At 42.2% G+C, this 26,101-nt stretch carries 25 protein-coding genes; 15 read left to right on the top strand and 10 right to left on the bottom strand.

The genetic code is table 11. The features are described from left to right. From R8N49_RS13815 to R8N49_RS13795, 5 genes are all read left to right on the top strand, one after another. Positions 1-615: an OmpA family protein gene (locus R8N49_RS13815; RefSeq protein WP_005377354.1), complete on the top strand. Its 615-nt coding sequence runs from the start codon at positions 1-3 to the stop codon at positions 613-615. 175 nt (positions 616-790) lie between these two features. Continuing rightward, positions 791-1,144, top strand: coding sequence for a DUF2750 domain-containing protein (locus R8N49_RS13810; protein ID WP_053304422.1), 354 nt, complete (start codon positions 791-793; stop codon positions 1,142-1,144). Between the two features lie 187 nt (positions 1,145-1,331). Then, positions 1,332-3,302 (top strand): diguanylate cyclase, encoded by a 1,971-nt coding sequence (locus R8N49_RS13805; RefSeq protein WP_258489142.1) that lies wholly within the window; start codon positions 1,332-1,334, stop codon positions 3,300-3,302. Positions 3,303-3,389: 87 nt separating this feature from the next. Further along, positions 3,390-4,088, top strand: coding sequence for an IclR family transcriptional regulator (locus tag R8N49_RS13800; RefSeq protein ID WP_053307051.1), 699 nt, complete (start codon positions 3,390-3,392; stop codon positions 4,086-4,088). Positions 4,089-4,194: 106 nt separating this feature from the next. Beyond that, a complete protein-coding gene (locus R8N49_RS13795; RefSeq protein WP_258469884.1) occupies positions 4,195-4,887 on the top strand; it encodes an SDR family oxidoreductase in 693 nt (230 codons plus the stop codon). Positions 4,888-5,085: 198 nt separating this feature from the next. On the opposite strand, the gene dkgB is transcribed toward R8N49_RS13795, so the two are convergent. Next, on the bottom strand, positions 5,086-5,886 hold the full coding sequence (dkgB, locus tag R8N49_RS13790) for a 2,5-didehydrogluconate reductase DkgB (RefSeq protein WP_047102673.1): 801 nt from the start codon (positions 5,884-5,886) through the stop codon (positions 5,086-5,088). A 112-nt stretch (positions 5,887-5,998) separates the two neighbouring features. On the opposite strand from dkgB, the gene R8N49_RS13785 reads away from it, so the two are divergent. After that, on the top strand, positions 5,999-6,904 hold the full coding sequence (locus R8N49_RS13785) for a LysR family transcriptional regulator (protein WP_005377343.1): 906 nt from the start codon (positions 5,999-6,001) through the stop codon (positions 6,902-6,904). Positions 6,905-7,036: 132 nt separating this feature from the next. Continuing rightward, on the top strand, positions 7,037-7,942 hold the full coding sequence (locus tag R8N49_RS13780) for a TIGR03571 family LLM class oxidoreductase (protein WP_047102674.1): 906 nt from the start codon (positions 7,037-7,039) through the stop codon (positions 7,940-7,942). 115 nt (positions 7,943-8,057) lie between these two features. Here the strand turns inward: R8N49_RS13780 and R8N49_RS13775 are convergent, their stop codons facing one another. Next, positions 8,058-8,942, bottom strand: coding sequence for a LysR family transcriptional regulator (locus R8N49_RS13775; RefSeq protein ID WP_005377338.1), 885 nt, complete (start codon positions 8,940-8,942; stop codon positions 8,058-8,060). A gap of 159 nt (positions 8,943-9,101) precedes the next feature. On the opposite strand from R8N49_RS13775, the gene R8N49_RS13770 reads away from it, so the two are divergent. The 3 genes from R8N49_RS13770 to R8N49_RS13760 all read left to right on the top strand — a co-directional run bounded on the left by R8N49_RS13770 (position 9,102) and on the right by R8N49_RS13760 (position 11,994). Then, positions 9,102-10,283, top strand: coding sequence for an MFS transporter (locus R8N49_RS13770; RefSeq protein ID WP_017635963.1), 1,182 nt, complete (start codon positions 9,102-9,104; stop codon positions 10,281-10,283). 143 nt (positions 10,284-10,426) lie between these two features. Then, positions 10,427-10,948: a TetR/AcrR family transcriptional regulator gene (locus R8N49_RS13765; protein ID WP_031777252.1), complete on the top strand. Its 522-nt coding sequence runs from the start codon at positions 10,427-10,429 to the stop codon at positions 10,946-10,948. Next, the gene (locus R8N49_RS13760) at positions 10,945-11,994 is read left to right on the top strand and encodes an alcohol dehydrogenase family protein (protein ID WP_258489141.1); all 1,050 of its coding nucleotides are present in this window, start codon (positions 10,945-10,947) and stop codon (positions 11,992-11,994) included. Before R8N49_RS13765 ends, R8N49_RS13760 begins: the two co-directional genes overlap by 4 nt. Positions 11,995-12,199: 205 nt before the next feature. Here R8N49_RS13760 and R8N49_RS13755 read toward each other — a convergent pair whose 3' ends face one another. Then, positions 12,200-13,111 carry a GlxA family transcriptional regulator gene (locus tag R8N49_RS13755; RefSeq protein WP_258489139.1) on the bottom strand — a complete coding sequence of 304 codons (912 nt, stop codon included), beginning with the start codon at positions 13,109-13,111 and terminating at the stop codon, positions 12,200-12,202. Between the two features lie 120 nt (positions 13,112-13,231). Here R8N49_RS13755 and R8N49_RS13750 point away from each other — a divergent pair, with 120 nt between their 5' ends. Further along, positions 13,232-13,750, top strand: a complete 519-nt coding sequence (locus tag R8N49_RS13750; RefSeq protein WP_033906138.1) for a cysteine hydrolase family protein — start codon at positions 13,232-13,234, stop codon at positions 13,748-13,750. Positions 13,751-13,870: 120 nt separating this feature from the next. Then, positions 13,871-14,632 carry a transporter substrate-binding domain-containing protein gene (locus R8N49_RS13745; protein ID WP_086046774.1) on the top strand — a complete coding sequence of 254 codons (762 nt, stop codon included), beginning with the start codon at positions 13,871-13,873 and terminating at the stop codon, positions 14,630-14,632. 98 nt (positions 14,633-14,730) lie between these two features. On the opposite strand, the gene R8N49_RS13740 is transcribed toward R8N49_RS13745, so the two are convergent. Further along, a complete protein-coding gene (locus R8N49_RS13740) occupies positions 14,731-15,804 on the bottom strand; it encodes a permease (RefSeq protein WP_242542090.1) in 1,074 nt (357 codons plus the stop codon). Between the two features lie 346 nt (positions 15,805-16,150). Between R8N49_RS13740 and R8N49_RS13735 the strand changes: the two genes are divergently transcribed. Then, the gene (locus R8N49_RS13735; protein ID WP_206954749.1) at positions 16,151-17,143 is read left to right on the top strand and encodes a zinc-binding dehydrogenase; all 993 of its coding nucleotides are present in this window, start codon (positions 16,151-16,153) and stop codon (positions 17,141-17,143) included. Positions 17,144-17,290: 147 nt separating this feature from the next. Here R8N49_RS13735 and R8N49_RS13730 read toward each other — a convergent pair whose 3' ends face one another. The 4 genes from R8N49_RS13730 to R8N49_RS13715 form a co-directional block, all read right to left on the bottom strand. After that, positions 17,291-18,193, bottom strand: a complete 903-nt coding sequence (locus tag R8N49_RS13730) for a homocysteine S-methyltransferase family protein (RefSeq protein ID WP_053304412.1) — start codon at positions 18,191-18,193, stop codon at positions 17,291-17,293. Positions 18,194-18,468: 275 nt separating this feature from the next. After that, complete coding sequence (locus R8N49_RS13725; RefSeq protein WP_086047138.1) at positions 18,469-19,203, bottom strand: amino acid ABC transporter ATP-binding protein; 735 nt, start codon at positions 19,201-19,203, stop codon at positions 18,469-18,471. A gap of 14 nt (positions 19,204-19,217) precedes the next feature. Next, the gene (locus R8N49_RS13720; protein WP_213896133.1) at positions 19,218-20,165 is read right to left on the bottom strand and encodes an amino acid ABC transporter permease; all 948 of its coding nucleotides are present in this window, start codon (positions 20,163-20,165) and stop codon (positions 19,218-19,220) included. 135 nt (positions 20,166-20,300) lie between these two features. Further along, a complete protein-coding gene (locus R8N49_RS13715) occupies positions 20,301-21,089 on the bottom strand; it encodes a transporter substrate-binding domain-containing protein (RefSeq protein ID WP_005377324.1) in 789 nt (262 codons plus the stop codon). Between the two features lie 461 nt (positions 21,090-21,550). Here R8N49_RS13715 and R8N49_RS13710 point away from each other — a divergent pair, with 461 nt between their 5' ends. Continuing rightward, complete coding sequence (locus tag R8N49_RS13710; protein WP_005377323.1) at positions 21,551-21,895, top strand: DUF3316 domain-containing protein; 345 nt, start codon at positions 21,551-21,553, stop codon at positions 21,893-21,895. 610 nt (positions 21,896-22,505) lie between these two features. On the opposite strand, the gene R8N49_RS13705 is transcribed toward R8N49_RS13710, so the two are convergent. Together R8N49_RS13705 and R8N49_RS13700 are read right to left on the bottom strand one after the other, a co-directional pair. Then, positions 22,506-23,480: a porin gene (locus tag R8N49_RS13705; RefSeq protein WP_213967925.1), complete on the bottom strand. Its 975-nt coding sequence runs from the start codon at positions 23,478-23,480 to the stop codon at positions 22,506-22,508. Positions 23,481-23,620: 140 nt separating this feature from the next. Next, the gene (locus R8N49_RS13700) at positions 23,621-24,544 is read right to left on the bottom strand and encodes a LysR family transcriptional regulator (RefSeq protein WP_005377321.1); all 924 of its coding nucleotides are present in this window, start codon (positions 24,542-24,544) and stop codon (positions 23,621-23,623) included. Between the two features lie 378 nt (positions 24,545-24,922). Here R8N49_RS13700 and R8N49_RS13695 point away from each other — a divergent pair, with 378 nt between their 5' ends. Then, positions 24,923-26,092 (top strand): efflux RND transporter periplasmic adaptor subunit, encoded by a 1,170-nt coding sequence (locus R8N49_RS13695; RefSeq protein ID WP_054579512.1) that lies wholly within the window; start codon positions 24,923-24,925, stop codon positions 26,090-26,092. Positions 26,093-26,101: the final 9 nt, after the last annotated feature.

Below are 26,101 nucleotides of genomic sequence, written 5' to 3'. Positions count from 1 at the left end.
ATGAAACCAGTGAAGATTCTATTTGCATTGGGTATGCTCGCCATCACTCAACACGTTGTTGCTGAAGACGAATATGAGTATCGTCCTGTACCAAATGCAGAACAAATAGCAGATTTGCAAGATGACGATAACGATGGTGTCATCAATGCTCGAGATATGTGCCCAGGTACACCTGAAGGCTCAGAGGTCGACAACGACGGTTGTGGAGAATACATTAAAGCATCAGATAACATGCAAGTGCGGATACTTTTTGCTAACGACTCTGATGAGATCAATCCAGTCTTCAGAAGACAAGTCCGAGAGCTTTCCGACTTTTTAAAAGAGTACCCTACTACTTCGATAGAGCTGCACGGCTATGCTAGTAAAGTTGGCGGTTCAAAGCATAACCAAGATCTTTCTGAAAGACGAGCACGCAATGTCCGTGAAGCCCTACTAAGCTACGACATCGAACCGAGTAGAGTCCGCATTGTTGGTTTTGGTGACACTCACTTAGCACAACAAGGGACCGATGAAGTCAGCCATGCTTTAAATCGTCGAGTAACCGCATCAGTCGTTGGTTACAAAGGCGAGATAAAAAGAGAGTGGACAATATTCACAACTCTTCCAGAAAGGTAAAGTACCTGTTTTTGTTTGCTCTGCAAGCACAAAGCAAACAAAAACGAGTGAATACTTAACCTCAGAAAAGGAGCTTCGGCTCCTTTATTTTTACTCATTTCGACAACCGTATTATGCTTTAGGAATCGGCACTTTAGTGTTACTCTAGCCACGTCATAACAACGAGAGTTTTGAAATGAGCAAACTTACATCAGATATCCAAGCGAACCTTGACCTTTTTGTTGCAGAAACGAAAGAAAACCAATTGGTTTGGGGTTTACGCAATGAAGAAGGTTGGCTATCTTGCGATTCAACTGAATTCGAAAACAGCGAAGTCATGCCTTTCTGGTCTTCTAAAGAAGATGCAGAAGCACATAATGTTGAAGAATGGTCAGATTTTACTGTACTAGAAATCCCATTAGATATCTTTGTTGAAGATTGGCTTTTGACTCTTGCTGAAGATGGTGTTCTTGTTGGAACTAACTGGAACGATCAGTTAGAAGGCAAAGAAATGGAGCCTCAAGATCTAGCAAAGCTTTACATTGATTAAAGATTTCTGACCTCAACTTTATGTTGAGGTCTTTCTTTTTTATGCCTCTTCTTTCAATATCTCGACCAAGTGCATAGTTTTACTACTCTTTTTCTTAGTACACCCAACTTAATCACAACGCTGATGCGTTAAAAGCGCTATGATAACTCAACTTTAAAGGCACCTTAAATTAAAGGCTCGTTTAAACATGCGCGTGCTCTATCCCTTGCTTGCGTCACTTTTGCTCACTCCAGTATATGCAAGCGACACTCAAGATATTGAACCAAACCAAAATATCACACAGTGGCACTCTGTCTACCAAACCACACTACGAAGCAACCCTGAGTCGGCATTGAGCATGCTTCAAGATCGCTACCATACAGCGAAATCGGACAGCGAAAAGCTCTACGTAAGTGGATTGATTTACGAATATATGTCAAACATAAATCAGCCTTACTACGGCAGCAGTCAAGTCTTAGACAACCATTTTTCTCAATTAGAATCAGAATATATTCTTGCCTTAAATGAACGTAAGCATGGTAGTTACGAGGCCTCAGTAGATAGCTTTTCTTCTTTGCGACAGACAATGAAGAAAATATCCGATTCCGAAGGCAAGGCTCTGATGAACTATCAACTTTGTTATACGCTGAATCAACAAGGTCGTTATCACAAAGCAAACTTTTATTGCTCATCCTTAGAGAGCCACTTAAATCATAAGCATCAAGAAAACTTCCCTGTTGATCTTGCTTTGCGCGTGGTAGCAAATAACTACAATTACCGCGGTGACTATGAAAAAGCCTTAAGTTTGTATCGACAGTTGATGGCCAACATGTCGACGCAAAGCGATCCTTCAGGGATTTACAATGACGTCGGCAATTTACTTGCAGAGCTGGGGCAATTTGAACAATCAGAGCAATATCTCATTCAAGCCTTACTGGTTCGCCAAGATGAAGGGACACCTCTTGAAGTTGCGCAAGTCGAACATAGTCTAGGAGCGATGTACAGAAAATCCAAAGAACTCGATAAGTCCATCAGCCACTACAAAAATGCATTAACGATTCTCGAACAACTTCATTATCCATACGGGCAAGGGTTGACCTATTTAGGGTTATCTGCTGCTTTGGCCGATTCTGGGCAATTGGATACCGCGGTAGATTACATTGGAAGAGCATTAAACATTGCCCAAACTTATGAGAATACGCACCTTGAAACAGAGGGTCATTTGGCTGCTGGATTGGCATATTTAAAGAACCATACACCCGAAAAGTCGATTGAACACGGTACAATTGCGTTAAGATTAGCGGTAAAAAACGCTAGGCCCTTATTGCAAGCGCAAGCCCAATTACTCCTCTCAAAAGCATACCAAGCTCAAAATGATTACAAAAAGGCGCTGGAGCATCACAAGGCCTACTCGACGATTGAACTAACGAACCGAGACGCGAGTAATATCAAGGCGTTAGAGGCACTAGATCTCACTAAAAAAGAGTATGAATATGATCTACAAGTCGCGCAGTTGAACAACGAAACTCTTCTAAGTCAGTATCAGTTTGAAAAACTCACAGACCAACAACGCACTTATAATTTTGTTGTTTTCTGTTTATTGCTTCTCCTCGCTCTGGCATTGATGATTCAGCGACAAACACGCTTAAAAGCCAAAATAGACAGCTTAACGTGTGCATTAAACAGAGCGGCAATTATAGAGACGATTAAAAGCCAAACCTCCAAAGCGGAAGGAGACTTCCGCTACGTTCTAGCATTAATCGATCTAGATGACTTTAAGGCGATTAATGATCAGTATGGTCATCCAACTGGCGACTTAGTACTACAACAGGTTTGCAAAGCGCTTAAAGCTAAACTTAATAAGGGAGAGTACTTGGGGCGTTTAGGTGGAGAAGAGTTTATCTTGCTATTGAAAAACGTCGATGAGATTGACGTTCCCTTTAGAATACAAAGTCTGCATAAAACAATTTCAGAAAAGAGTGTACATTCGATTAATAACCATCAATTGAATATATCTGCGAGTCTGGCCTATCTATCAACCTCAATGCCACTCACCAACTTTGATGAGCTCTATTCGATATTAGACCAAGCGTTATACAATGCTAAGAAGCAAGGAAAAAACTCTCTTGTGGACGCATACAACGAGCCGATCAGTTTAAGTGCTGAGTATATTCTCTAATAAAGCCAAACCACCAGCGTAGTGGTTTGTTATAGGTGGAAGCATCAGTAAGCCATTCAGATGCAACACCATCATCAAGGAGTCTTTGTGCCCAAGGCAAGAAAAAACATTCAGTCTCTAGAGCGAGGTTTTCTAATCCTCGAGTTGCTCTCGATGAGTGAGTCTCCCCTATCATTACAGACGATCAGTAATGCGATCCAGTTAAATAAGACGACTGTTCACGGGTTACTTGCGACTCTACACTCTCTTGGATATGTATCCAAACACAACCATAGCTACAGCCTAGGGTTTAGATGCTATGAACTGTCTAAGCCGATTGAACAAAAAAACGAAGCTATCCGACAACATTTTGTTCCATTGCTGAAAAAAATGGCCCAAATGACTAACAACACAGCTTACCTCGCTGTACAAAGTGGCGCTAAAGAGTACTTGTATATCGATGCTATAGAGCAGGATAACCCTCTTACTATCCGCAGCCCGAGAGGGAAACGAGAAGGACTCACAACATCTGCGATCGGCAAAGTTTTTATTAGTTTTGATGATGAGCTTCGTCGAACATTGCGCCTTGAAAGCCAAATATCCCCCACGTTAGAAACTGAACTTAATCAGGTTGTATTATCAGGTTACGCACTCGATTTAGAAGAGGCAGAGCCAAACCTCAATTGCTTAGCGATCCCCCTTTACTTGGATGGTAAGGTCGTTGCTGTTGCGGGTGTCAGCGGTGCTGCCTCCGAACTGACGGTCACTAGGCTAAAACACTTTGCCAGCATCTTTCTCAAACTTTAAGATTTGACAGTGTCGAATCCTAGGCCATTTTTATACTGTTTTGATTACATGCTTATACGTCGCCTCTAATATGGTCGTTGTTCAACTCAACAACGTAGGAGAAGCGATGTCTACTGTATTAATCACTGGCGCTAACCGTGGCTTAGGCTTGCAATTTGTCCGCCACTACCTTGGAAAAGGTTGGCAAGTTATCGCAACTTGTCGTTCACCAGAAAATGCTAAGCAGCTCAATGAACTAGTAACCCAATCTAATCAACTTCAACTGATGGCTCTAGACGTCACTAACCAACAAGATATCGATCAGTTAGCCACTCGATTAGCGGATCGTCCGCTCGATCATTTAATTCTGAATGCAGGTGTATTAGGCGAAGAGTGTGCAACGCTTGGCGAAATGACCCAGAAAAAATGGCTAGAAGTACTAAACATAAATACCGTCGCACCTGCCCTGCTAATTCAAGCACTACAAGACAACGTTGCGAAAAGTCAGCACAAAACCATCGTGGGAATCTCAACCCGAGTTGCGAGTTTAAGCGATAACAGTTCAGGTAACATGTACAGTTATCGAGCATCTAAAGCAGCGCTTAATCAGGTTCTAGTATCAGCAGCACGCAATCTCGAATCGCAAGGAGTAAAAACTGTCGCAGTTCATCCCGGCTGGGTAAAAACCGATATGGGCGGTGAGGACGCAACCTTTTCTGCCGAGGAAAGTGTTGCAGGCATTGTTTCGGTCGCAGAACAACTAACACTTGAGCTATCCGGAAGCTTCCGCGTATTTGATGGCTCTACAATCGAATGGTAACTGATCTCTAAATGACGTCTCCCGGCCAAATTGAAGGCCGGGAGAATACAGTAAACTAATAGGCCAAAAAGATAAAAGCTCGCACTATCGTCAGACAAGCGAGCCGTTATCGTCTATGGTGTTGTACTACCGTCAAACGCTGAGGAAGTCAGCGATTGCAGAGGTGTCATTTAGGCAATGATTTCCCGTGAAACTCACTCAATCATCCCACTCAGGCGCTAGCCCTTCAGGGTTTACTTCGCGGCCATTTCTTTCCAACGCATCTATCTTAGCAATCGCCTCTTCACTCAGATTAAGTTCAAGTGCTTTCAGGTTACTTGCCAAATTCTCTCGTTTAGTTGAAGACGGGATCACCGCGTAACCTTTTGACAGCGCCCAAGCAAGCGCGACTTGAGCTGGCGTGGCCTGATAGTCCTCAGCAATACCTGCAATAGTTGGGTCCCCAAGTACTTTCCCATATGCCAAGGTCATGTAAGACGTTACCTGAATATCGTTTTCCTGCATGAAGCTGACCAACTTACGATTTTGCAAATAAGGGCTAAGCTCGATTTGGTTAGTAACAATATTCTCTTTACCGACCACTTCTATCGCTTGTTGCAACAAGTCAATATTAAAGTTGGAGACGCCAATATTACGGGTTAACCCTTGCGATTTAGCTTCAAGTAATGAAGCCATGTATTCGCTCAAGTTATTGTTATTGCCAGGCCAGTGGATCAAGGTCAAATCCACATAATCTGTATTTAGCTTTTCTAAGCTCTCTTTTAGACTTGGAATGAGTTGTTCCGTGTTCATGTTATCAACCCAGATCTTGGTCGTAATGAATAGCTCATCACGTGCAATACCGGACTGTGTCAATACTTCACCGATTTCTGCCTCATTACCGTAAATCTGTGCAGTATCAATTACGCGGTAACCCACTTCTAACGCATTACGGACTGAATCCTTAACTACTTCACCCTCTAAACGAAACGTGCCGACGCCAAATGATGGTACTTTCATCTAAATCTCCTGAATTATCGATTTTATAGTTGATTCGAAGCAAAACTTTACGCCGCAAGAAACTTTCCGTAAAGTTAACAATACTCAAATCTAATTTGAAATATATTCAACAATGAAAGCTACTCTAGATGAAATGCGCACCTTTATGGCCGTGGTCGATACGGGTTCAATCAGCTCTGCGGCTGAACTGTTATCGATGACCGTCTCGGCGGTGAGTCGATCGGTATCTCGGCTAGAAGCCAAACTCGAAACGACTTTGTTAAATCGCACAACCCGTAAGTTAGATGTTACTAATGAAGGAACGATATACCTCGATAAAGTCAGACATATTGTAGAAGCAGTAGAGAATGCCGAAGCACAACTGAAAAGCCAGAAATATAAGCCCTCTGGCCTCCTACGAATAAACGCAGCTACCCCCTTCTTACTGCACGTACTAACGCCGCACATTGCTAAATATCAGAGCTTGTATCCAGAAGTCGAAATCGATCTCAATTCCAATGAGGAAAATATTAGCCTTTTGGGAACAAAAACCGATATTGCTTTTCGTATCGGTGAGCTACAAAACTCAACCATGCGCGCGATATTTCTTGGTAAAAGTCGGATTCGAATCGTCGCGAGTCCAGAGTATTTAAGACAACATGGTACTCCAACCTCAATAGATCAGTTACTCAATCACAAGCTACTTGGATTCAACAAGCCGGAGTATCTTAAGGAATGGCCGATCATGGATGATAAGAACAAACTTCTGCGTATTATGAGTAGCCTAAGATCTGATAATGGCGAGACGCTAAGGTGTTTAGCCTTACATGGTGCGGGGATAGCTTGCCTGTCTGACTTTATGACCTACTCTGACCGACAAGCTGGTCGCTTAGTGGGCGTGCTTAGTGAACACACGCATAATGTCGAACAGCCCGTTCATGCGGTGTATTACAAAAATGCCAGTACCTCACGCCGGATCAGCTCTTTTATTGACTTCATCAAGCAAGAAATCAAGGTAGAGAACCACCAGTTCCTTTAAAGACCACCGCTGTTTGTGGCAAAACACTTTTGTCTTTTTGCCGCTTTTTCTCACAACAAAAATCTCATAGTGTCCTGAATATCAGGGAGGCACCTTGCCTCCTAGTACTCACAGTAATAGTCAGGATTCATAATGCATAAAGATTTAAGTAACAGATTCACCATCGGGGTTGAGCTCCCCCTAGATAATGACTGGACCCAAGAAGGCCAGAAAAAACGCCTGCTCCAACGAAAACCGTTCGGCGTACCAGACATGAGTGCACATAAACAGCGTATTATGTTAGCCGATAAGTTAGGCTTTAACGTAGCGTGGGTGAGAGATGTCCCGTTGTACGACCCTAACTTTGGAGACGCGGCACAAATTTATGAACCGTTCAGTTATCTTGGCTATCTCTCTGCGTGCACCGACAACATTCTACTAGGGACAGCAGCGATAGTATTACCGTTAAGACAACCTTGGCTAGTGAAAAAAGCCGCTGCGACCATCAACGAGTTAAGTGGTGACCGCCTGATACTCGGTGTGGCTAGTGGAGACCGTCCTAGTGAATATCCCGTTTTTAACGCTAACTTTGACAGCCGTGGCTCGGCTTTTCGAGAAAGTGTAGAGATTTTGAAAGATACGCAAAATGATAAGCTGGGTAACGATCTACAGTTATTACCCGAGTTTGCTGATATTCCTATCTATGTCGCAGGGTTAGCGCAGCAAAGTCCACAATGGATAGGAGAAAACCTAGACGGCTGGCTCGCCTACCCAGGCACACCTGATGATCATGAACACCGCGTTGTACTTTGGCGCTCCGTAGCGGGAAACAAACCCTACGCCAGCTTTATTCATCTTGATTTAGTCGATAACCCAAATGCACCAGTCGTTCGGCATCACTTTGGTATCCGGGCCGGAGTCAATGGCTTGAGCGATGAGCTAGAAAAAATGCAAGAAGCAGGAGTCAATCACATCGGGTTGCATTTCCGTCGTAATAGCCAACCAATTGAGAAATCAATGGAACAGATCGCTCAGTACGTGTTGCCACGCTTTAACTAAGATCAAATAAAAATATGTGCCACCTTACTAAGGGGTGGCACGCTAGGCTTGGCACTTGGAAAAACAAAAGCTGCAATAACGACAAAAATCTTTTGTTAAAACAACAATAATAGAGTTATTTTAAAGTAAGTCTTGGTTGAATAAAGTCGATGAACGCGGAAATACGTTTAGAGACTGAAGAAGATTTGTAGAAGACAGCATTGACCTGTTCTCGTCCAGTATTTGTGATTTTTTCCGATTCAAACAATGCCACTAACCGTCCAGAATCAAGATCATCTTTCACCATAAAGCCAGATAAACATGCAATGCCGTTCCCTGCCAGCACTAACTGTCTAACCGTTTCACCACTGCTGGATAGGATATCAGGCTCTATCATCTCAAACCCTCGTAATGGCCACTGATTTAACACTTTAGCGCCAGAAAAACCGATCAAGTTATGACTGCGCAAATCGCTCACCGCTTCAGGGAAACCTCGTTTAGATAAATAACCAGGCGTGGCAACGATAAATAGTGGGCTTGTTCCTAAAGGTTTAGCATGCAGTGTTGAATCCGATAATCGTCCAATACGTATTGCCACATCGGTTCTTTTTTCCAATAGATCCACAAAACCCTCATTAGAGGTAAGATCGAGTTGAATATCAGGATAAGCCTCTTTAAATGGCTGAATTAACGGCACGAGTTGATGTAAAACAAATGGGCTAGCGGCATCAACTCTTAAGCGCCCCTTGGGTAATTCACCTCGTGTGATGATCTCTTCTTCAGCTTGCTGTATTTGTAGTAAACCTAAGCGAACCGCTTCAACAAACTGATGCCCTTCCTCAGTAACTTCCACTCTGCGTGTCGTGCGATTCAGCAAGGTTACCCCCAACTGTGATTCAACTTTACTAACCGCACGAGATACCCTAGCGACTTGAATACCTAGTGCATCAGCAGCGGAAGAAAATCCACCACTATCCACAACTGCCATAAGAATCTCTAATTCATCTGATCGGGTTAACATTTCATCCCCTTTCTTAATTGCGCATTTCCATCATTTATAGCAAAAGTATTTTGTAATAAACACCATTTTTCGCAACGAATAACTCTTTAATAATACACGGCATGGAAACGGGCTATTCGTTTATCCATTCATATTCAATGATTATAAGAGAGAGTTGTTATGCCTTTAGCTTTACTTGCATTGACGCTTAGCGCCTTTGCTATTGGAACCACGGAGTTTGTAATTGTCGGTCTGATACCGACTATGGCCTCCGACCTCAACGTATCATTACCTTCAGCGGGTCTTTTAGTTAGCCTGTACGCACTTGGTGTCGCGGTTGGTGCTCCCGTTTTAACAGCGCTGACTGGTAACTGGAAAAGAAAGTACGTTCTGCTTTCTGTTATGGCACTGTTTGTTCTTGGCAATCTGTTAGCCTGGCAAGCACCTGGATACAACACTCTAGTCACAGCAAGGATACTGACCGGGCTTGCACACGGTGTGTTCTTTTCGATCGGCTCGACTATCGCCACTGGCCTAGTGTCAAAAGAAAAAGCCGCTAGCGCAATTGCTATTATGTTTACCGGTCTGACCGTAGCTCTAGTGACGGGCGTGCCACTTGGCACCTGGATTGGCCAAACATTTGGTTGGCAGGCAACCTTCCTAATCGTCGCGATCCTTGGAATCATCGCACTGATAGGAAGCGCTCTGCTAGTGCCGAGTAATCTGAAACAACCACCAGCAACCAAGCTGTCATCGCAAGTAAAAGTCTTGACTCAACCTCGTCTACTTTTGGTGTACGCAATCACCGCGCTCGGTTACGGTGGTACGTTCACAGCCTTCACTTACTTGGCTCCTATTTTGGAAGAAGTTTCGGGGTTTGGCTCTAGCGCTATCAGCCTAATTATGTTGGTTTATGGTGTATCAGTCGCATTCGGCAACATCTGGGGCGGAAAGATGGCCGACTCTATGGGGCCAATCAAAGCTCTGACAGCGATTTTCTCGGGCCTAATTGTGGTATTGCTCGTGTTTAGTGTCACAGCATTTAATCCAATTTCTGCAGTAGTGACCATTCTTGTCTGGGGTGCCTTTGCCTTTGGTAACGTTCCAGGACTTCAAGTTTATGTTGTCAAACTAGCAGAGAAATATTCACCTGATGCAGTCGACGTCGCTTCTGGTCTCAACATTGCTGCATTTAACGTAGGTATTGCACTGGGTTCTTGGGGCGGTGGCCTTATCGTGGCCAATGCTGGGCTGATGCACACACCTTGGATTGGCGCGATCGTAGTATTAGGTGCTCTACTACTAACCCGTTTCAGCGGAATGCTAGACAAGCGTGGAGAACAGCACGCAACGGCACACTGATTCACGTTCCGAATCTATAAAAATCACTTAAATTAGCCCGGCATTACGTCGGGCTTTCAATACAGAGTTTAAATACACCATTGACTGAGGTAGAAAGTTTATTCTACCCTTAGGTAAAACAAACGTTCTACCTGGTGTATCAAATAGTGAAAGAAAAAATCGCAGCAAGCCTAGAAAAAGCATTCAGTCAGTATGGCTTCGCCGAGCCTAGCGTACCCCAACTCAAAAACGCCTGCGAAGTCAGCCTGAGAACCCTGTACAAATACTACCCCTCCAAGGAAGCGATGATTGTTGCAGCTCTCGAGCATCGCCATCAAAGGTATTTGAGTTTTTTGCTCGAAGACGCCCCTGCCAATGGAACACCGGCTGTATTACACCTATTCACTCGCCTCGAGGATTGGATGAAGGAGTTTGCACCGAATGGCTGCATGTCCATCAATGCATTAGCAGCCTATCCAGAAAATCTATCTATTAATCAAGCAGTAAAACAACACAAATTGGCGGTTCGTCAGCTTATGGTCCAACTAAGTCAGCGAGAAGACCTCGCAACCACACTCTTCTTGTTACATGAAGGTCTATCCAACGCATGGCCGGTTCTCGGTCACGCTGCCTTTGCATCCGCTGAACACACTCTGCTAGAACTAATGAAGGAGAACAATCAATGACCACAATCCCGAAAGTCATGAAAGGCGTCCAACTTATCGGTCATGGTGGGCCAGATATGCTTCGTTACCGCGATGATATACCTGTGCCAGTCCCCTCGCCTGATGATGTATTGATCCAAGTTGCCGCCGCCGGAGTCAATAACACCGACATCAATACCCGAACAGCATGGTATTCTAAAAATGACGCCAATAGCATGGATGCAAGTTGGTCAGGAGACGCGCTATCTCTCCCTCGAATCCAAGGTGCCGATGTATGCGGTACCATCGTCGCTGTTGGTGAGAATATCTGCCCATCACGAATCGGTCAGCGTGTGCTCATCGAACCATGTATTACGCGCTTCAACAGTCAAGCACTTAGCTCGCCTTGGTACTTCGGTTCAGAATGTGATGGTGGCTTTGCTCAGTTCACTGTTGTTGACAGTAAACATGCATATGCTGTGAATAGTAGTTTATCGGATATCGATTTGGCCTCCTTCCCTTGTTCTTATTCAACTGCCGAGAACATGCTTGTCCGCTCTAATGTCACAGCGAGCGATACCGTACTGATTTCAGGGGCATCCGGCGGTGTTGGCTCTGCCGCAATCCAACTGGCGAAGGCGCGTGGAGCATACGTCATTGCTATCGCCAGCCCAGAAAAGAAAGAACAGATCACGGCATTAGGAGCAAACCAAGTTATCCCTCGCGATGCAAATTTAACAGCGACTCTCGGAGAAAACAGCGTTGACGTAGTGATTGATTTGGTCGCAGGAGAGCAGTGGCCACAATTTCTTCAGGTACTAAAGCCAGGATCAAGATACGCTGTTTCCGGCGCCATAGGCGGCCCAATTGTCGAGCTGGATGTAAGAACTCTTTACCTTAAAGACCTAACGTTATTTGGTTGTACCGTTTTGGCACCAGAAGTATTCGGTAACTTGGTTCGCTATATCGAACAGAACGCAATTCGTCCCTTAGTCGCGGAGTCATTTCCCTTGAACCAGATAGGTCAAGCGCAAGAAGTATTTTCACGCAAGCAACATATTGGGAAACTGGTTTTGGAAATCACATAGCTTTTGTGATTAACAACGACCTATACAAGTCATTGTAATTTGAGAACCCTTTAAGCATTCTACAAAATGTTCAGTAATTAGGAGTGCGCTACGGTTGGCTTAGCTTGTTATCCCTTTTCATCACGCTAAGCCAGCTTGTAAAAATATGCGGTGTTTGCTTCTGAGTTATAAATGTTTAATACCAACATTATCTTACTTCTGGCGTTCATGAACAGAACCGAGATCTGAACGACTTCGGTGTTAAACCTACGATTCTATTAAATATTTTCCTGAACGCGCTCACATCTTGGTAACCCACTCTAAATGATATTGCGTCAAATGTTAGGGTTGTCGACTCAAGTAAATCACAAGCTTTTTGTACTCTTAAGCTTTGTATGTATTGGTTAACATTGAAACCTGTCGCCTTTTTAAAGCGTCGCTGCAATGTCCTTTCTGTTAAACAACTCAACTCTGCAAGCTCTTTATTGCTCAGTTTTCCTTGATAATGATCGTTTATATAGTGCTGTATTTGAACAATTACCTCATCACCATGTTGGAAGTTTGGAGTAAACTGTTGATAAAAGCGTTGCTCTCTCGGACCAGTATCAATAACCAACATTTTTCCTAACAGGCGCATTACTGCCGGTGACGCAAATAAGGAAACCAGCTCCAAACCTAAATCCACCCATGACATCATACCCCCAGCCGTAATGATCGTTCCTTCGTTAATAAGGATGGCTTCTTGTCTTACGTGGATATCGGGAAACTGACTCGCTAATGAAGGAGCCAAGCCCCAGTGTGTCGTACAAGACTTATTGGTCAACAACTGGGTTTGAGCAAGAATAAAAGTACCAGCGCAGGCGGAGGCTAAAATCGCACCTTTACTATGTTGGACATTTAACCAGTCGAGTAGCTCTGGCTCTGGTTCTAAGTAATATTGACCAGTGCCGCTAGGCGGAATCATTACCGCTGTTTTCACATCGAAGTGCGTGTTTGGCCAGTGATCCAATATCTCTACTTCAAAGTGCACATCAACGCCCAATTTAGCCGCCGCACGGTTTGCCATCTCGAAGAGTTCGCTTAAACCATATACGGAGGCTTGCGAGCTATCTGGGTAATTAACGAGTGCTATTTTCATTTTCAATTATCTTCAAGTGTCGCTTTTTGACTCTTTTGTGTCATTTTAGACTCTAAAGAAGGTGGCTAAAAGTCTTTATATTATTCGTACCGCAATGATCCTGAATAAAAGGAAAAGAAAATGACTCAAAAAGCCCTACTTGTAATTGATTTGCAAAACGACTATTTCCCGGAAGGAAAGTTTCCTTTATGGAATACAGAATCGACTTTAGACAATGTTAAGAGAGCAATAACTAAAGCCAATGAGCAAGACATTCCTGTGATTCATATTCAGCATATTGCCGACCCTGCCATGGGTATTGCCCCATTCTTCAATGAAGGCAGCGACGGTGCCAATATTCACCCAGAAGTTCTTGCTTTAGCGCCGAATTCCGAAATCGTGGTAAAGCACTTCGCAGATAGCTTTGAAGGAACACGTTTAGAAGAAGTATTGGCAAGCAAAAATGTAACGGAGTTACTTGTATGCGGAATGATGACACAAAACTGCGTGACACATACTGCTATTTCAAAATCTGCGGACAAGTATGATGTTTCGATCTTAATGGATAGCTGTACCACGGTCGATGAAATGATTCACAACATTGCACTTCACGCTGTCTCAACGAGAGTTCCCCTCGTAACTATTGAAGATAAGCTGTAATACACGCAAAACCTTTCGCTCACACAATGCGGGCGAAAGGTCACACATATATGCACTTCCATTGATATTTGCTTACTTTGTGTTAAACATTGGTTTCCAAATAGTTACAAGGAAACGTTTATGAAATGGATAGTCGTATTGTTTATTAGCTTATTTTCAGTTTTCAGCCATGCGAAAGAGTGGAAACAAATTCGCTTCACTGTTGAAGGGGCTTACCCCCCATTTAGCTGGACGACAAAAGAGGGAAAGCTAGAAGGGTTTGAAGTCGACCTCGCTAACGCGTTATGCAAAGAGTTAGAAGTAAAGTGCGTTATCTCAAAAATGGATTGGGATGGCATCATCCCTTCTCTCCTTAGTCGCAAGAACGATGCGATTATTGCTGCAATGACAATCACAGAAGAACGAGAAAAGAAAGTCGATTTCACCGTCCCTTATGCAAAAGTACCGACTCGTTTTGTAATGAAAAATGATAGAGAAATCAACATGGATGACGGCAGCCTAAATCGTTTATCTATTGGAGTTCAAAGAGCCACAATTGGTGATAAGTACCTTTCTGCCTTGTATCCAGATATTGATATTCGTCGTTATGGTACGTTCGATGAGGCATTTACCGATCTACTCAATGGACGGTTAGATGCTGTATTTGGCGGCTCAATCGGTTTAAGTGCTGGTTTTCTTGAAACTGCACAAGGTAAAGGCTATCACTTTACTGGACCAGCGTTTACAGAGGAAAAGTGGTTCGGCCGTGGCATTGGCGTAGCAGTGAGAAAACAAGACAAAGAATTAAAAGCATTACTCGATAGCGGAATACAAAAATTGATCCAGAGCGGTAAGCATAAAACCATCGCCAGCAAGTATTTCTCCTATAGTATTTACGAGTAACCTCGTTATTTTTTTATAGTCTGCGCGGTATAGGAAACTTCCCTTTCCCTATATGGCGACAAAAACAGAGCCCTCGAGCAATCGCCCGAGGGTTATTTTTATAAAAAAGCCCAGCTATATAAGTAACCCGCTCCCATGGCCATCGTTAAGATAACGATTAGGAAGGCAGCGATCATTTGGTTCTTAAAAATTGATTTCAACAAAATTACTTCTGTAAGACTTGCGCCAGCACTACCAATAATAAGCGCCATAACAGATCCAAGAGCCATACCTTTTTGTACTAGTGCCGCGCTAAGTGGAATGACCGCCTCTGCACGGATGTACAATGGAATACCAATGATTGCTGCGACCGGAATCGCGTACCACTTCGCTTCACCAGCGAACTCCGCAATGAACTCCGTCGGGATGAAGCCATAGATAAATGAACCAATCGCAATCCCCATCATGAGATAAGGGAACACTTGCTTAAAGTCTTTCCAAGTTGATTGCCAAATACGTACCCAGCGGCTAGGCTCTTTCTCTTCCACGACTGTCGCTGTTGCACTACCGTCTGATGAACAGCAGGACACTTCCACTTTAGGTTCAGGTTTTGGTGCATCACCACAACAAGATGTTTTCGCCGCAACTGGCGTAGGTTCATTGCAGGCGCTGGTACTACAGCTTGATGCTGGTCTCGCTTCTTCTTTTTTCTTGCTTGAATCGCCACAAGAAGTACCGCACGAAGAAGAACCTACCGCTTGATATGCTTCTGGTTTAACGTAACGCTCAAACCCTAGTTTTTCAAGTACATAGCCTGCTACCACTGATACTGACATCGCGATAGCAAAGTAAAATACCGCAACTTTCCAACCAAAAGTCACCACAAACAAGCCAATAATCACTGGGTTAAGCAACGGGCTTGCAAATAGGAACACCATCATAGGTCCAAAACCTGCTCTTGCACGCAACAAGCCTTTTAAGAAAGGAATGGTCGAACACGAACAGAAAGGCGTAATCGAACCTAGCAACGCAGCAATGAAGTAACCTTTACCCTTTTTCGAGCTTAGAATAGATTGAATTTTTTCTGGCGTTAGAAAATCTTGCAACACACCGACAATGTAGCTAATTGCCAGAAATAAGATGATAAGTTCGGTTGCTAGAAACGCAAACATATCCAGCGCTTCTTTAGCCATAGTTATAATTTCTGTATTCACATTTACTCTCCTCGTCATTTTTCGCTAACAAGCTTACCTGATAGATAAGCCTTTATTTCGATATTTCTGGAATTATAGAATCATAAAACAAAAGATCAACAAAATATTTCCATAAAAATGGAATAATAAAACTAGTCATTACTTATCATAAAGTTACATGTCGTTAGCTATGCAGACTGGTTGTCGATGATAATTTCAGAGCATCTCGAATCCTTTTTATCAAACATAACCTAAAATTATCAAAATAAGAAAAAACCATAATTATTGCAGCAGCACCCTCTGAGTTAGTATGACTTTCGACCATTCTTAATAATAAGGAAAACCTATGAGAGCGATAACTTACCAACGAGATAACGATACTTTCTCTTTATCCGAATTACCTACACCAAAACTAGAAACCCAATTTGATGTATTGGTTAAAGTTAACGCTGTTGGTTTGAACCCTGTCGATGCAAAAATTCATTATTGGTCAGACATGGTCACTAACATGGATAACAATTTTGTTGGCGGGTTAGACGTATCAGGAGAAATAGTCTCTGTAGGCGATGCGGTCGTTGATTGGAAGGTTGGCGATAAAGTGTTGTATCACGGAAACATGAGGCGCAATCACGGTGGATTCGCTGAATTTGCTATCCATGATTCAAGAACGCTCATAAAGCACCCTCAGGTTCCGGTTGAAGTGGCAGCATCTACACCTTGCGCAGCCTGGACCGCATATCGCGCTTTGGTAGACAAGCTCGATATTTCAAATCGAAGCAGCATTTTTATCGCCGGAGGTGCTGGCGGCGTTGGAAGCTTTGCTATTCAGTTAGCAAAGACATTTGGTGTTGAACAGATCATTGCTACTAGTTCAGAAGCTAATCACGCATATTTGTCCTCGTTAGGAGCAACCCATATGATTGATTATCATCATGAAGATGTAGTTCAGCGAGTAATGGACATTACCGGAAATCATGGCGTTGAGGTTGCACTCGATTGTGTAGGCGGTGATAACGACCGAATTGCAGCCTCGGTGTTAACCTTTGAGGGAGAAATGGTGGAGCTCGTCAAGACTGTCGACCCTTCTCAATATCCAGATGCCTTCTTAAAAGGCTTGGGCTTCCACCAAATAAGTTTGGGCTCTGGTCATGTCTTTGGCGAGAGAGGGTTTGCAAGTATCGTTAATGCCGGAAAGGAAGTGTCTGAGCTATTAGAAAATGGAGAATTGGAAGTACCGAAACTGAAGATCATCGGCTTAGAGGATGTAGGTAACGCACTCTTGGACATGCGAAATCAGAGAACAGTTGGAAAGATTGTCGTTAATCTGAACCAAAAATAATTAATAAAGATCTCGAGGCAAACTGGCAAAGTAATGAGCAAGTTAAAGCATCTTGTTACTTTGCCAGATATGAAAGACCTTTATTTTGTCTATAACGATGAATGAAAAACAAAACCTCTTGCCATACTTCGCTGCGCTTCACCAAAATTAGGCGTTTTCGAGAGTGTCTCTCCAAGTCGCTAGCAATTTAATATGACGTGGTTCAATCCCACAGCAACCACCAATAATGCTTGCTCCCTGCGCATGCCACTTTTTAGCATACTCAAGATATTCAGTCGGAGAGAAATGACGAACTTCCTGAATGGTCTCGTTGGCTTGGTGCGCTTGCTTTATCGGAGCAAAGCTATTTGCGAAAACACCTATCGTCAATTCTCTACCTGACTCACTCAATACTGCTTGTGTATCTATGATCGCTTGCTCGACAACTTCAGGAATAGAGCAATTGAAAAAGATACCTGAAACATTTGTTTTCAACAGCGTATTAACCGCGACTTTAAGAGATTCCCCTGAGCGAAGGCGAGGCAAAGAGTTAGGCTCATCCATTAAGGTGAAAGCAATATAATTGGGCTTATCTGTTTTGGCTAAAATTATTGATAGAACTTCAACTTCAGCGAGGCTAGACACGGTCTCAGCTAACCAAATATCAACATATTGATCTTGAGCTTCAAATAACTCAGAAGCCACTTCCAGTGCCCTTTTCGGCTCGAATAATTCAGGCCTGTAAGACCCCATTACAGGAGGAAGAGAGCCCGCAACGAGCACTCTATCGTTAGAGCTGGTGACTACATCTCTGGCAATTTTAGCTGCAGATTTTGCTAACTCAGTCCCCCGTTTTGCATAGAGTTCCTCGCCTAAGTGAAATGGGACACATGCATAACTGTTAACAGTGATAATCTCTGCGCCAGCGTCTATGAAATTCTCATGGGCCATTTTTACATGTTGTGGTGATTCAATTAGCGCTTGTGCACTCCAAAGCGGCTGAGAAAAAGGGGCGCCAATACGTTTCAACTCTCGCCCCATGCCACCATCTAAAATTGTTACTTTCTTCATTTAGACATCCATACCGCCAAACATCCATAAGCTCTATTCAAACACAATTTTTATCAATTCAAAATGAAATTGTTATGTTTAAAGTGAACAAAGACTTAGTGGCTGATTAAACACTTTAGTATTTACCAGACCTTTCATTCGGACCAAGCTAATGTTATCGCCATTAACTTCGAGTAAAAGCCCATTATCTATGTCTCTCGGCGAGGCGAGCGTTACGAGCCACAATAGTGCATGAAATGATTGAGGGACTCGCCCTCAATCAAATTTTCTTTTTATTATAAGACTTTAGATAAAAACTTCTGCAATCTAGGGTTGGTGGGGTTATCAAAAAATCGCTCAGGAGAGTCAGAAACCAAAAGCTCACCATCTTCCATAAACAACACCCTATCAGCGACCTCTTTTGCGAAACCCATTTCATGAGTAACCACTACCATCGTCATTCCGTCCTTGGCCAAATCTTTCATCACATCAAGAACTTCTCCAACCATTTCAGGGTCTAGTGCTGATGTGGGTTCATCAAACAACATAATGTTGGGCTTCATTGCTAACGCACGAGCGATTGCGACGCGCTGCTGCTGTCCACCTGATAAATGATTAGGATAATTATCCATTCTCTCCGACAGACCGACTTTATAAAGCAAATCTTTTGCTTCTTTCTTCACCGATTCAGGGGCACGTTTAGAAACCTTTAAAGGTGCTAACATGACATTCTCTATCGCCGTTTTATGTGGAAAAAGGTTGAAGCCTTGAAATACCATGCCCACATCAGCGCGTAGTTTATTGATATCCGTAGATTTGTGGTACATATCGATACCATCTACGATTATAGACCCACTATTTATTGTCTCTAATTGATTAATCGTCCGTAAGAATGTTGACTTACCAGAACCTGACGGTCCTACGATGACAATCACTTCCCCTTTTTCTACATTTACCGATACGTCCTTGAGCGCATGGCAGCCATTAGGGTAAATTTTATTAATTGTTTTTGCTGAAATAATGTATTCCATTAATGACTCCACCATTAATCACTTGCTGCCAATTTCTTTTCTAACGTTTGTATTGCCCAAGATAAGGTACTAGTTAGAAGCAAATAAAGGGCCGCAACGGTAAACCAAACTTCAAATGGGGCAAAACTACCACTTACGACTTCCCTGCCCGCTTTTGTCAGATCAGTAATCGAAATCACGGAGACAAGTGAGGAATCTTTTATCAGGTTGATAAACTGCCCGGCTAAGGGAGGTAATGTCTGCTTAAACGCTTGAGGTAAAATGACATAAATCATCGCTTTGGGATAATTCATTCCTAGTGAACGCGCCGCTTCCATTTGTCCTCTTGGGATTGAGTGGATTCCTGACCGCACAATTTCTGCGACATAAGCGGCGGTAAACACGGAGAGCGCTATCACTCCCGCAGTAAAACGCTCAAGGTCAAGCACAGTACCAATAAAGAAGTAAACGATAAAAATCTGTACTAAAAGAGGCGTTCCACGAATGACCTCGACATAAACAAGCGCCAGCTTTTTTAATGCCGGATTGCTGGATATGCGCATTAGTCCAACAACTAAGCCTAACGCTAGAGCAATGATAAGTGACCAGAGTGAGATTTTAATGGTCGTCACAACACCATCTAAAATTGGGCCAGAGCGCCACTCTTTTATAGTTGCTAAGGTATCTCCTTCAAAAATAAGATCACCTTCATAGACGTCCACAGACTTATATTGGCTTAGTTCAAGAACAATATCACCATGAATACTCTCCAGAGCCAGTTGGTTATTCTCGTCGAGAATGATGTTCCCATCGACAGGCGCGGTAATGGATGAAGCAGCGTTAGTGGCAATATAAGGAAGGACACGCTCCCAATTCCAGCTGTAATCGATTCGCTTACCTGACAGATAGACAAGACCGCAAATTGATAGCAAAACAAGAACAAAAACAGCGTTCCACAATAGGGATTTAAAGTTATTTTGCATGTGATTCCGAGAATGACTTTGATTAAAGTTGGTTGGGTATTTGAATAAAGAAAAGCGTTAGCTTCACAGCGCGAACCGTTTGGTTGGCGATGAACCGAGCCAGAAGCTAGCCGCTCCTCTACAATAACAAAATGATTACTTAACTTGCTTTAACCATTTATCGTCGTTAAACCACTTATCGTAAATGCGATCGTAAGTTCCATCGCCCTTAATTTGACGTAAATAGTTGTTTAAGAAGTTAAGCGTATCTGGATTTCCTTGCGGCACAGCCCAACCCAAAGGCTCGTAAGTAAACGGTTTAGCCAAGTGCATTAACTGCCCTTTGTTTTCCGCCACATAAATAGAGTTGTAAGGAAAGTCATAAACAAACGCATCTACCTTTCCGTTGGCAACCTCAAGTACCGCTTCAGACTGAGTTTCGTATAGATTTATCTTAGCTTTCGGAAGGTATCGTTTTACCGCTTGCTCACCCGTTGTCCCAAGCTTAGTTGCAACAACATATTCTGGACTATTGAGATCTCGGTAACTAGACACTTTACCTTCATGTTTGAGATCTACGAGAATGGATTGACCAATAACCACATAGGGATCAGCGAAATTCACCTGAGTATTTCGCATAGGTGTGATAGTCATCCCGCCCATAATCATGTGACACTTACCAGTCAACAGTGTTGGGATAATGCCATCCCATGAAGTGTTTACCGGAACAAACTTAACATCCATGGCACGCGCCATTTGCTTACCCAAATCGATATCAAACCCGATGTACTGCCCATTTTTTGCTGTCATTTCAAAAGGCATATACCCAGAATCAAAGCAGACTTTTAGCTCCCCTGTACTTTTGATGTCGTCTAAAATTGGGTCTGCATTAACCGTCGTCGAAACAGCTAACCCCAGTGCAGCAAAACACAATAACTTTTTCATGGATATTCCTTTATCATTTGTTGTAAAGTTTTTTTATACACGACAATAGAATAAAAAACCACAAACAATGACTTTTTAATCACTAGAATTTGTAGGATCGTTACTAAGCTGGAAGATCTGAATGAAAATCTATACCAAGCCATTGCAATTGAATTGCATGCATTAAGTGATTAAGTTGTAGGCAGGTCACTATAACGACAAGAAACATACGCTTTGACTGAATAGTCAGCGTTTCCGAGAGTGGTTTAATTATTAACGAAACCATACAGATATTCGCTTTTTCACATTGACCGTAATGTCAAAAGTGCTTGAGTTTTATTGTTGACAATTCTTCCATAGTCAATGGTCACAAATGTGATGTACAGCACATTTCTATAATGGCACCATCACCTTTGTCGAGAGATATTAACAAGGATTCGTTGGACATCTTGACTTTGTAATACAAATAAAAAGGTGACTATATGAAAAAACTAATGACGCTCTCATCACTATTATTATTCAGTTTATCTGCTACTGCTGGTATTCATGTCGAACACTCTACAAACAAAGTTGTTCTCAATGACTTTACGACAAAAGATGCCGCTTATAGCTCTGCGTTTGATCTTGTCGATGAATACCAAACGCTATCAAAACATGAACTTAGAAATCGTCTAAACATCATTGGAAGCGGTTTCCCTCGTGATATTGCAATCGATGATAGTAAGGTGAGAGTTGAAGAATACGCACTTAACCGTGATGAAGTTAAATATCGTGCAATCATAAACTTCGATTATCACTTCAGAACAAGTGACGGCGGTAAAAACTAAAAAATCATCTGCACCTTTACTTTCTTAGAGCCCTTCCTATTTTAAGAAAGTAAAGGTGTCTAATCACATTGAAACGACTGCTTTTCATAAATCGCTCTCTCCTTACATAAACAGTATCAATCCCTACCTCTATCGTTTACATAAAAATCATTTTTCCAATCTTCATTGAGATACATTTCGTCGTTTGGCGCTTTATCATTCACTTGGTTCGCCATATGGATTCCACATCACTTAAATGAAAAAGACCCTTGAAATTGAGTTCACTTTTTTATGAAGATTAACTCAACCTAAGATTGACAATTGTCGTTATATTTTTCTCGTTTATAGCAATATATAAAAAACTCTTTTTGTTTTAATTAACCATAAGACGTAAAAATAAAAAAAGGCAACAAGATACTTCTTGTTGCCAAAGAAAAAAATCATCATTCAAAAAATATGAAAATGAAAACTAGCAGTGGACTAGCTAACAGAACAATTATATCCAAAACACTTTAATAAGTAACGATCAATATAATCCATTATATATGGATGAAAATCAGCACTTATAAAATTACACCGATAAATAAAAAAGCCTGAACATAGTTTCAGGCTTTTTATATTTATTAATTTTTTAGAATGAATATCTCGCAGCTATTGCAAGAATATCGTCTTCATTGTCTACATCTGTAATTCTGTATTCTGCTAGTGCTTTAAAATTAGAAGTCAAATCGTACTCTGCACCTAGTGAGTAGTAATCGACGACGTCTTCATCATCACGCTCTAGATTGTTATAGCCAACAAGTGCCCAAAGCTTATCTGTTATTTCATAAGTGGCAACTGCTTCAATACCGGTGTAATCAATATTACTTTCAGAACCATCTTTAGCCCAGTTTTCACCATCACTGTATAAAACAGAGGCATAAAACTTGTCGTATTCAAATGCAATAGCACCCGTTAGCAGCTCTGCATCTTCTGCACCCGATTGCCCTTCACCTTCGTTGTAACCAAGCGCAACTTTGAAGCCATATGGCAACTTGTAGTCCGCCGCCGCACCATAAGAGGCTGCATCTGTTGACACTTCATCGTTTTCAGCCTGATAGCTAACATGAATATTCAAACCTTCATAGCTTGTCGTTAGCTTAAATACTGAATCGGAGCGACCGGTACCATATAGATCCGCACTTACGCCAGCAGCTTCATTACCAAACTCCGGGAAAATATCCGTGTAGTCAGATACTAAAGTGACCGCACCGTATTGACGTCCATAACTTACTGTTCCGTAATCTGCACCAACTCCTACATAGCCTTTTCGGATATCAAATTCATCATCTTCAATCCCATCAGCATCTCTGCGATTAGACTTAAATTCCAACTCATATAAGCCGAAGGCATAAAGATCTTCATTTATTTTAGACTCACCTGCAAGTCCTACACGAATGTAGCTATTATCTCCGTCTGCATTTTTATCATCAGAGAAATAATACATCCCTTGCGCTCGGCCATGAATATTTAATACTGATTCTTGATCTTCATAAACTACGGCTGAATTTGCAGCACTTGCAGAAAAAAGTGCTGAGATTGCGATCGACGTTCTTGTCATTTTCATTTAATTACCACTACTTGTGTTGTTTGAATCGAGTGAAATTATGAACAGTGGCAATTATTTTTAAAGTGCAAATTCAACCATATTCTATGGATAAATATAAACAAGCCCTCAATCTAAAACATTATGTCCTAGTACTCATATTAGTTGAGATAATCCATCCAAACAGGAGGCGTCCCTATTATTTTTTGAACAGTATCAATGAACAGTTTGGCTAATGGTTGTTGATTTCGGTGAGTATACATTGCATATATTTCCCCTATTGCGGGAAGATTATAATCAGGAAGCAACTGTACAAGATCTTGTTTACTCAAACTCTCCTGAAGAAAGAACTGCCCAATTAAAGCATACCCTAAATCAGATTTTACGGCATCGAGCATTAACTCAGTTTCATTAACGAAGTACTGCCCATTGATATTATACGTTCTAACGTCGCTTGATGACTGGCTTGGCGCTATACGTAGCTTATCCGCCTTAAAGTTAGCATTAGAGTATATTACTGCTGGCATTTTTATAAGCTCTTCTGGAGAGCTCGGAGTTCCATACTTGTCAATAAAACTCTTTGATGCAACCAGTGCCATATTATTGCTTGCCAACTTACGTACTATCATGTTGGACTCTCGGATTGGTCCGATACGAAACACAACATCAAAACCTTCGTGGATAACATCGACTCGATTATCATCGAGCAGCAGCTCTACAGTAATGTTTGGGTACTGTTTTATAAACTCTTTAACTGCCTGATTTAAGTATGCTCTGCCAAAGAAAGTGGAGCTTGATATTTTCAAGTTACCCTTCGGTTCATCCTGAAATGTAGCAGCAATACTACGAGTTTCAGTTAGAACCTCTCTTACTTTCTTAGCTTGCGCCACCATCTCAACACCTGCATTGGTCAGGGATAGCGAACGCGTGGAACGGTTTAACAGCCGTAAGCCCAATTCATCCTCTAGCTTTTTGATCTGTTTTGACAAAGCTGAACGATCTATATGATTTCTGTCAGCAGCCTTAGCAAAAGTTCCGTATTCAGAGACATCCAGTAGTAATTCAAGTTGGCTTGCGAGATCCACTGCACAATTCCTTATTTAGTTTTTATTCTTTATGTGATGGGAAATGGATTTTACAAAATTAATTTCAATTTTTTATGGTTCAAATTGCATCAGTGAATTGCAAATAATGCACGAATTAAAAACGCTTTAATTTTCGTCGCTATCTTTAGCTTCTGTTTAGTTATTCCTATCTATTATGGCTTATTACATTTAACAATACTCCACGTCTTTAAAACCCTAAACTGACCTTTTTCAAACCAAAAAGTGAGCATTTTGACCAATATTTAATCGTGCATTTTTATCACTACTCTATGTTCGCTGAGGGCCTATTTACCCATAGGTACAATGAATACAATGCCGTTCCTTTTAGTATGAACAGAATCATTTAGGGCGCGACAAATGTTAAAGAAAGTTTTCGGCATTGGCCTTTTATCCGTTTTAGCTGCTTGTGCAGACGAAGAGATAACCAAACAACCTAATACTCCCTTACCTACGATAGACGTCTCCAAAGTCATCTATGAGCCCGTTCAATCGTGGTTCACCTTTACAACAAGGCTTCAAGCACCAGAGAAAGTTTCTTTAATGCCACGCGTTTCCGGAGTTATTGAAACGGTAGAGTTCAAAGACGGACAGAGTGTCAACAAAGGCGACTTACTCGTCACTCTTGATGATCGAACCTTCAAAGCTCAGGTCTCACGACTTGAAGCGCAAGTTAAGAGTGCTCGAGCTGCGCTAGAGCAAGCAGCAAACGAACAAAAGAGAGCCGCTCAACTGGTTAAGCGAAAAGCCATCTCAGCGGAACAAGCAGAGGCCCGAGATACCGCAGTAAAGCAACGCTCTGCAGAACTAATGGCTTTGCGTGCTCAGTTAGAATCCGCAAAGTTAGATCTTGAGTTTACGAAGATATATGCCCCTATTAGCGGCACTATTTCAAGAGCATTCATTACTAAAGGAAACAATGTAAACGCAAATCAAAGCGTTATATCAAACATTGTCTCTAACGATCAGGTATATGCATACTTTGATGTCGATGAGCGAACTTGGAACCGTTACTTCTCGACAATCAATGCCGACTCTAACTTACCTACTCGTCTTGAACTATCTGGACAAAATGGGCAGGAGTTTTTTGGACGCGTTGACTTTGTCGACAACTCCATCAACGAAAACACCGGTACTTTGCAGGTTCGAGCGGTATTCGATGCAACAAAATCAAACTTAAAAGTGGGATCGTTTGGCCGAGTTCAGATATCAACAACCAAACCAGTTGAACGAGTTCTCGTTCCAGAGCGTTCTATTGGCACAGATCTAGAAAACCGCTTTGTATTAACACTCAATGAAGAGAATACGTTGCAATACAGCATCGTAACCTTAGGCGAACGTTACGGAACATTTCGTGCCATCGAGAATGGCTTGAACGCCGACTCAGTTATTGCGGTAAATGGCCCAGCAAAAGTTGGCCCAAATAGCAAAATCACACCAAAAAATGTCACGCTAGATATTAGCAACACTTCATTGATTATGGCTTCAAACTCAACATCGTTGCCAAACAAACGTTTAGCTCAAGACTAAGAAGACAAC

The organism is Vibrio sp. 1978 (genome assembly GCF_033344345.1).
Note: the sequence above shows the minus strand (reverse complement) of the source record. Positions and strands in the feature narration are given on the sequence as shown.

Bases quoted from the DNA above. Each gene is read 5' to 3' on its own strand.
- R8N49_RS13810 (WP_053304422.1), top strand. From the start codon at position 791: ATGAGCAAACTTACATCAGATATCCAAGCGAACCTTGACCTTTTTGTT.
- R8N49_RS13740 (WP_242542090.1), bottom strand. From the start codon at position 15,804: ATGGCTAAAGAAGCGCTGGATATGTTTGCGTTTCTAGCAACCGAACTT.
- R8N49_RS13770 (WP_017635963.1), top strand. From the start codon at position 9,102: ATGCCTTTAGCTTTACTTGCATTGACGCTTAGCGCCTTTGCTATTGGA.
- R8N49_RS13805 (WP_258489142.1), top strand. From the start codon at position 1,332: ATGCGCGTGCTCTATCCCTTGCTTGCGTCACTTTTGCTCACTCCAGTA.
- R8N49_RS13795 (WP_258469884.1), top strand. From the start codon at position 4,195: ATGTCTACTGTATTAATCACTGGCGCTAACCGTGGCTTAGGCTTGCAA.
- R8N49_RS13745 (WP_086046774.1), top strand. From the start codon at position 13,871: ATGAAATGGATAGTCGTATTGTTTATTAGCTTATTTTCAGTTTTCAGC.
- R8N49_RS13760 (WP_258489141.1), top strand. From the start codon at position 10,945: ATGACCACAATCCCGAAAGTCATGAAAGGCGTCCAACTTATCGGTCAT.
- R8N49_RS13735 (WP_206954749.1), top strand. From the start codon at position 16,151: ATGAGAGCGATAACTTACCAACGAGATAACGATACTTTCTCTTTATCC.
- R8N49_RS13715 (WP_005377324.1), bottom strand. From the start codon at position 21,089: ATGAAAAAGTTATTGTGTTTTGCTGCACTGGGGTTAGCTGTTTCGACG.
- R8N49_RS13695 (WP_054579512.1), top strand. From the start codon at position 24,923: ATGTTAAAGAAAGTTTTCGGCATTGGCCTTTTATCCGTTTTAGCTGCT.
- R8N49_RS13815 (WP_005377354.1), top strand. From the start codon at position 1: ATGAAACCAGTGAAGATTCTATTTGCATTGGGTATGCTCGCCATCACT.
- R8N49_RS13705 (WP_213967925.1), bottom strand. From the start codon at position 23,480: ATGAAAATGACAAGAACGTCGATCGCAATCTCAGCACTTTTTTCTGCA.
- R8N49_RS13755 (WP_258489139.1), bottom strand. From the start codon at position 13,111: ATGAAAATAGCACTCGTTAATTACCCAGATAGCTCGCAAGCCTCCGTA.
- R8N49_RS13730 (WP_053304412.1), bottom strand. From the start codon at position 18,193: ATGAAGAAAGTAACAATTTTAGATGGTGGCATGGGGCGAGAGTTGAAA.
- R8N49_RS13785 (WP_005377343.1), top strand. From the start codon at position 5,999: ATGAAAGCTACTCTAGATGAAATGCGCACCTTTATGGCCGTGGTCGAT.
- R8N49_RS13710 (WP_005377323.1), top strand. From the start codon at position 21,551: ATGAAAAAACTAATGACGCTCTCATCACTATTATTATTCAGTTTATCT.
- R8N49_RS13720 (WP_213896133.1), bottom strand. From the start codon at position 20,165: ATGCAAAATAACTTTAAATCCCTATTGTGGAACGCTGTTTTTGTTCTT.
- R8N49_RS13775 (WP_005377338.1), bottom strand. From the start codon at position 8,942: ATGTTAACCCGATCAGATGAATTAGAGATTCTTATGGCAGTTGTGGAT.
- R8N49_RS13725 (WP_086047138.1), bottom strand. From the start codon at position 19,203: ATGGAATACATTATTTCAGCAAAAACAATTAATAAAATTTACCCTAAT.
- dkgB (WP_047102673.1), bottom strand. From the start codon at position 5,886: ATGAAAGTACCATCATTTGGCGTCGGCACGTTTCGTTTAGAGGGTGAA.
- R8N49_RS13780 (WP_047102674.1), top strand. From the start codon at position 7,037: ATGCATAAAGATTTAAGTAACAGATTCACCATCGGGGTTGAGCTCCCC.
- R8N49_RS13750 (WP_033906138.1), top strand. From the start codon at position 13,232: ATGACTCAAAAAGCCCTACTTGTAATTGATTTGCAAAACGACTATTTC.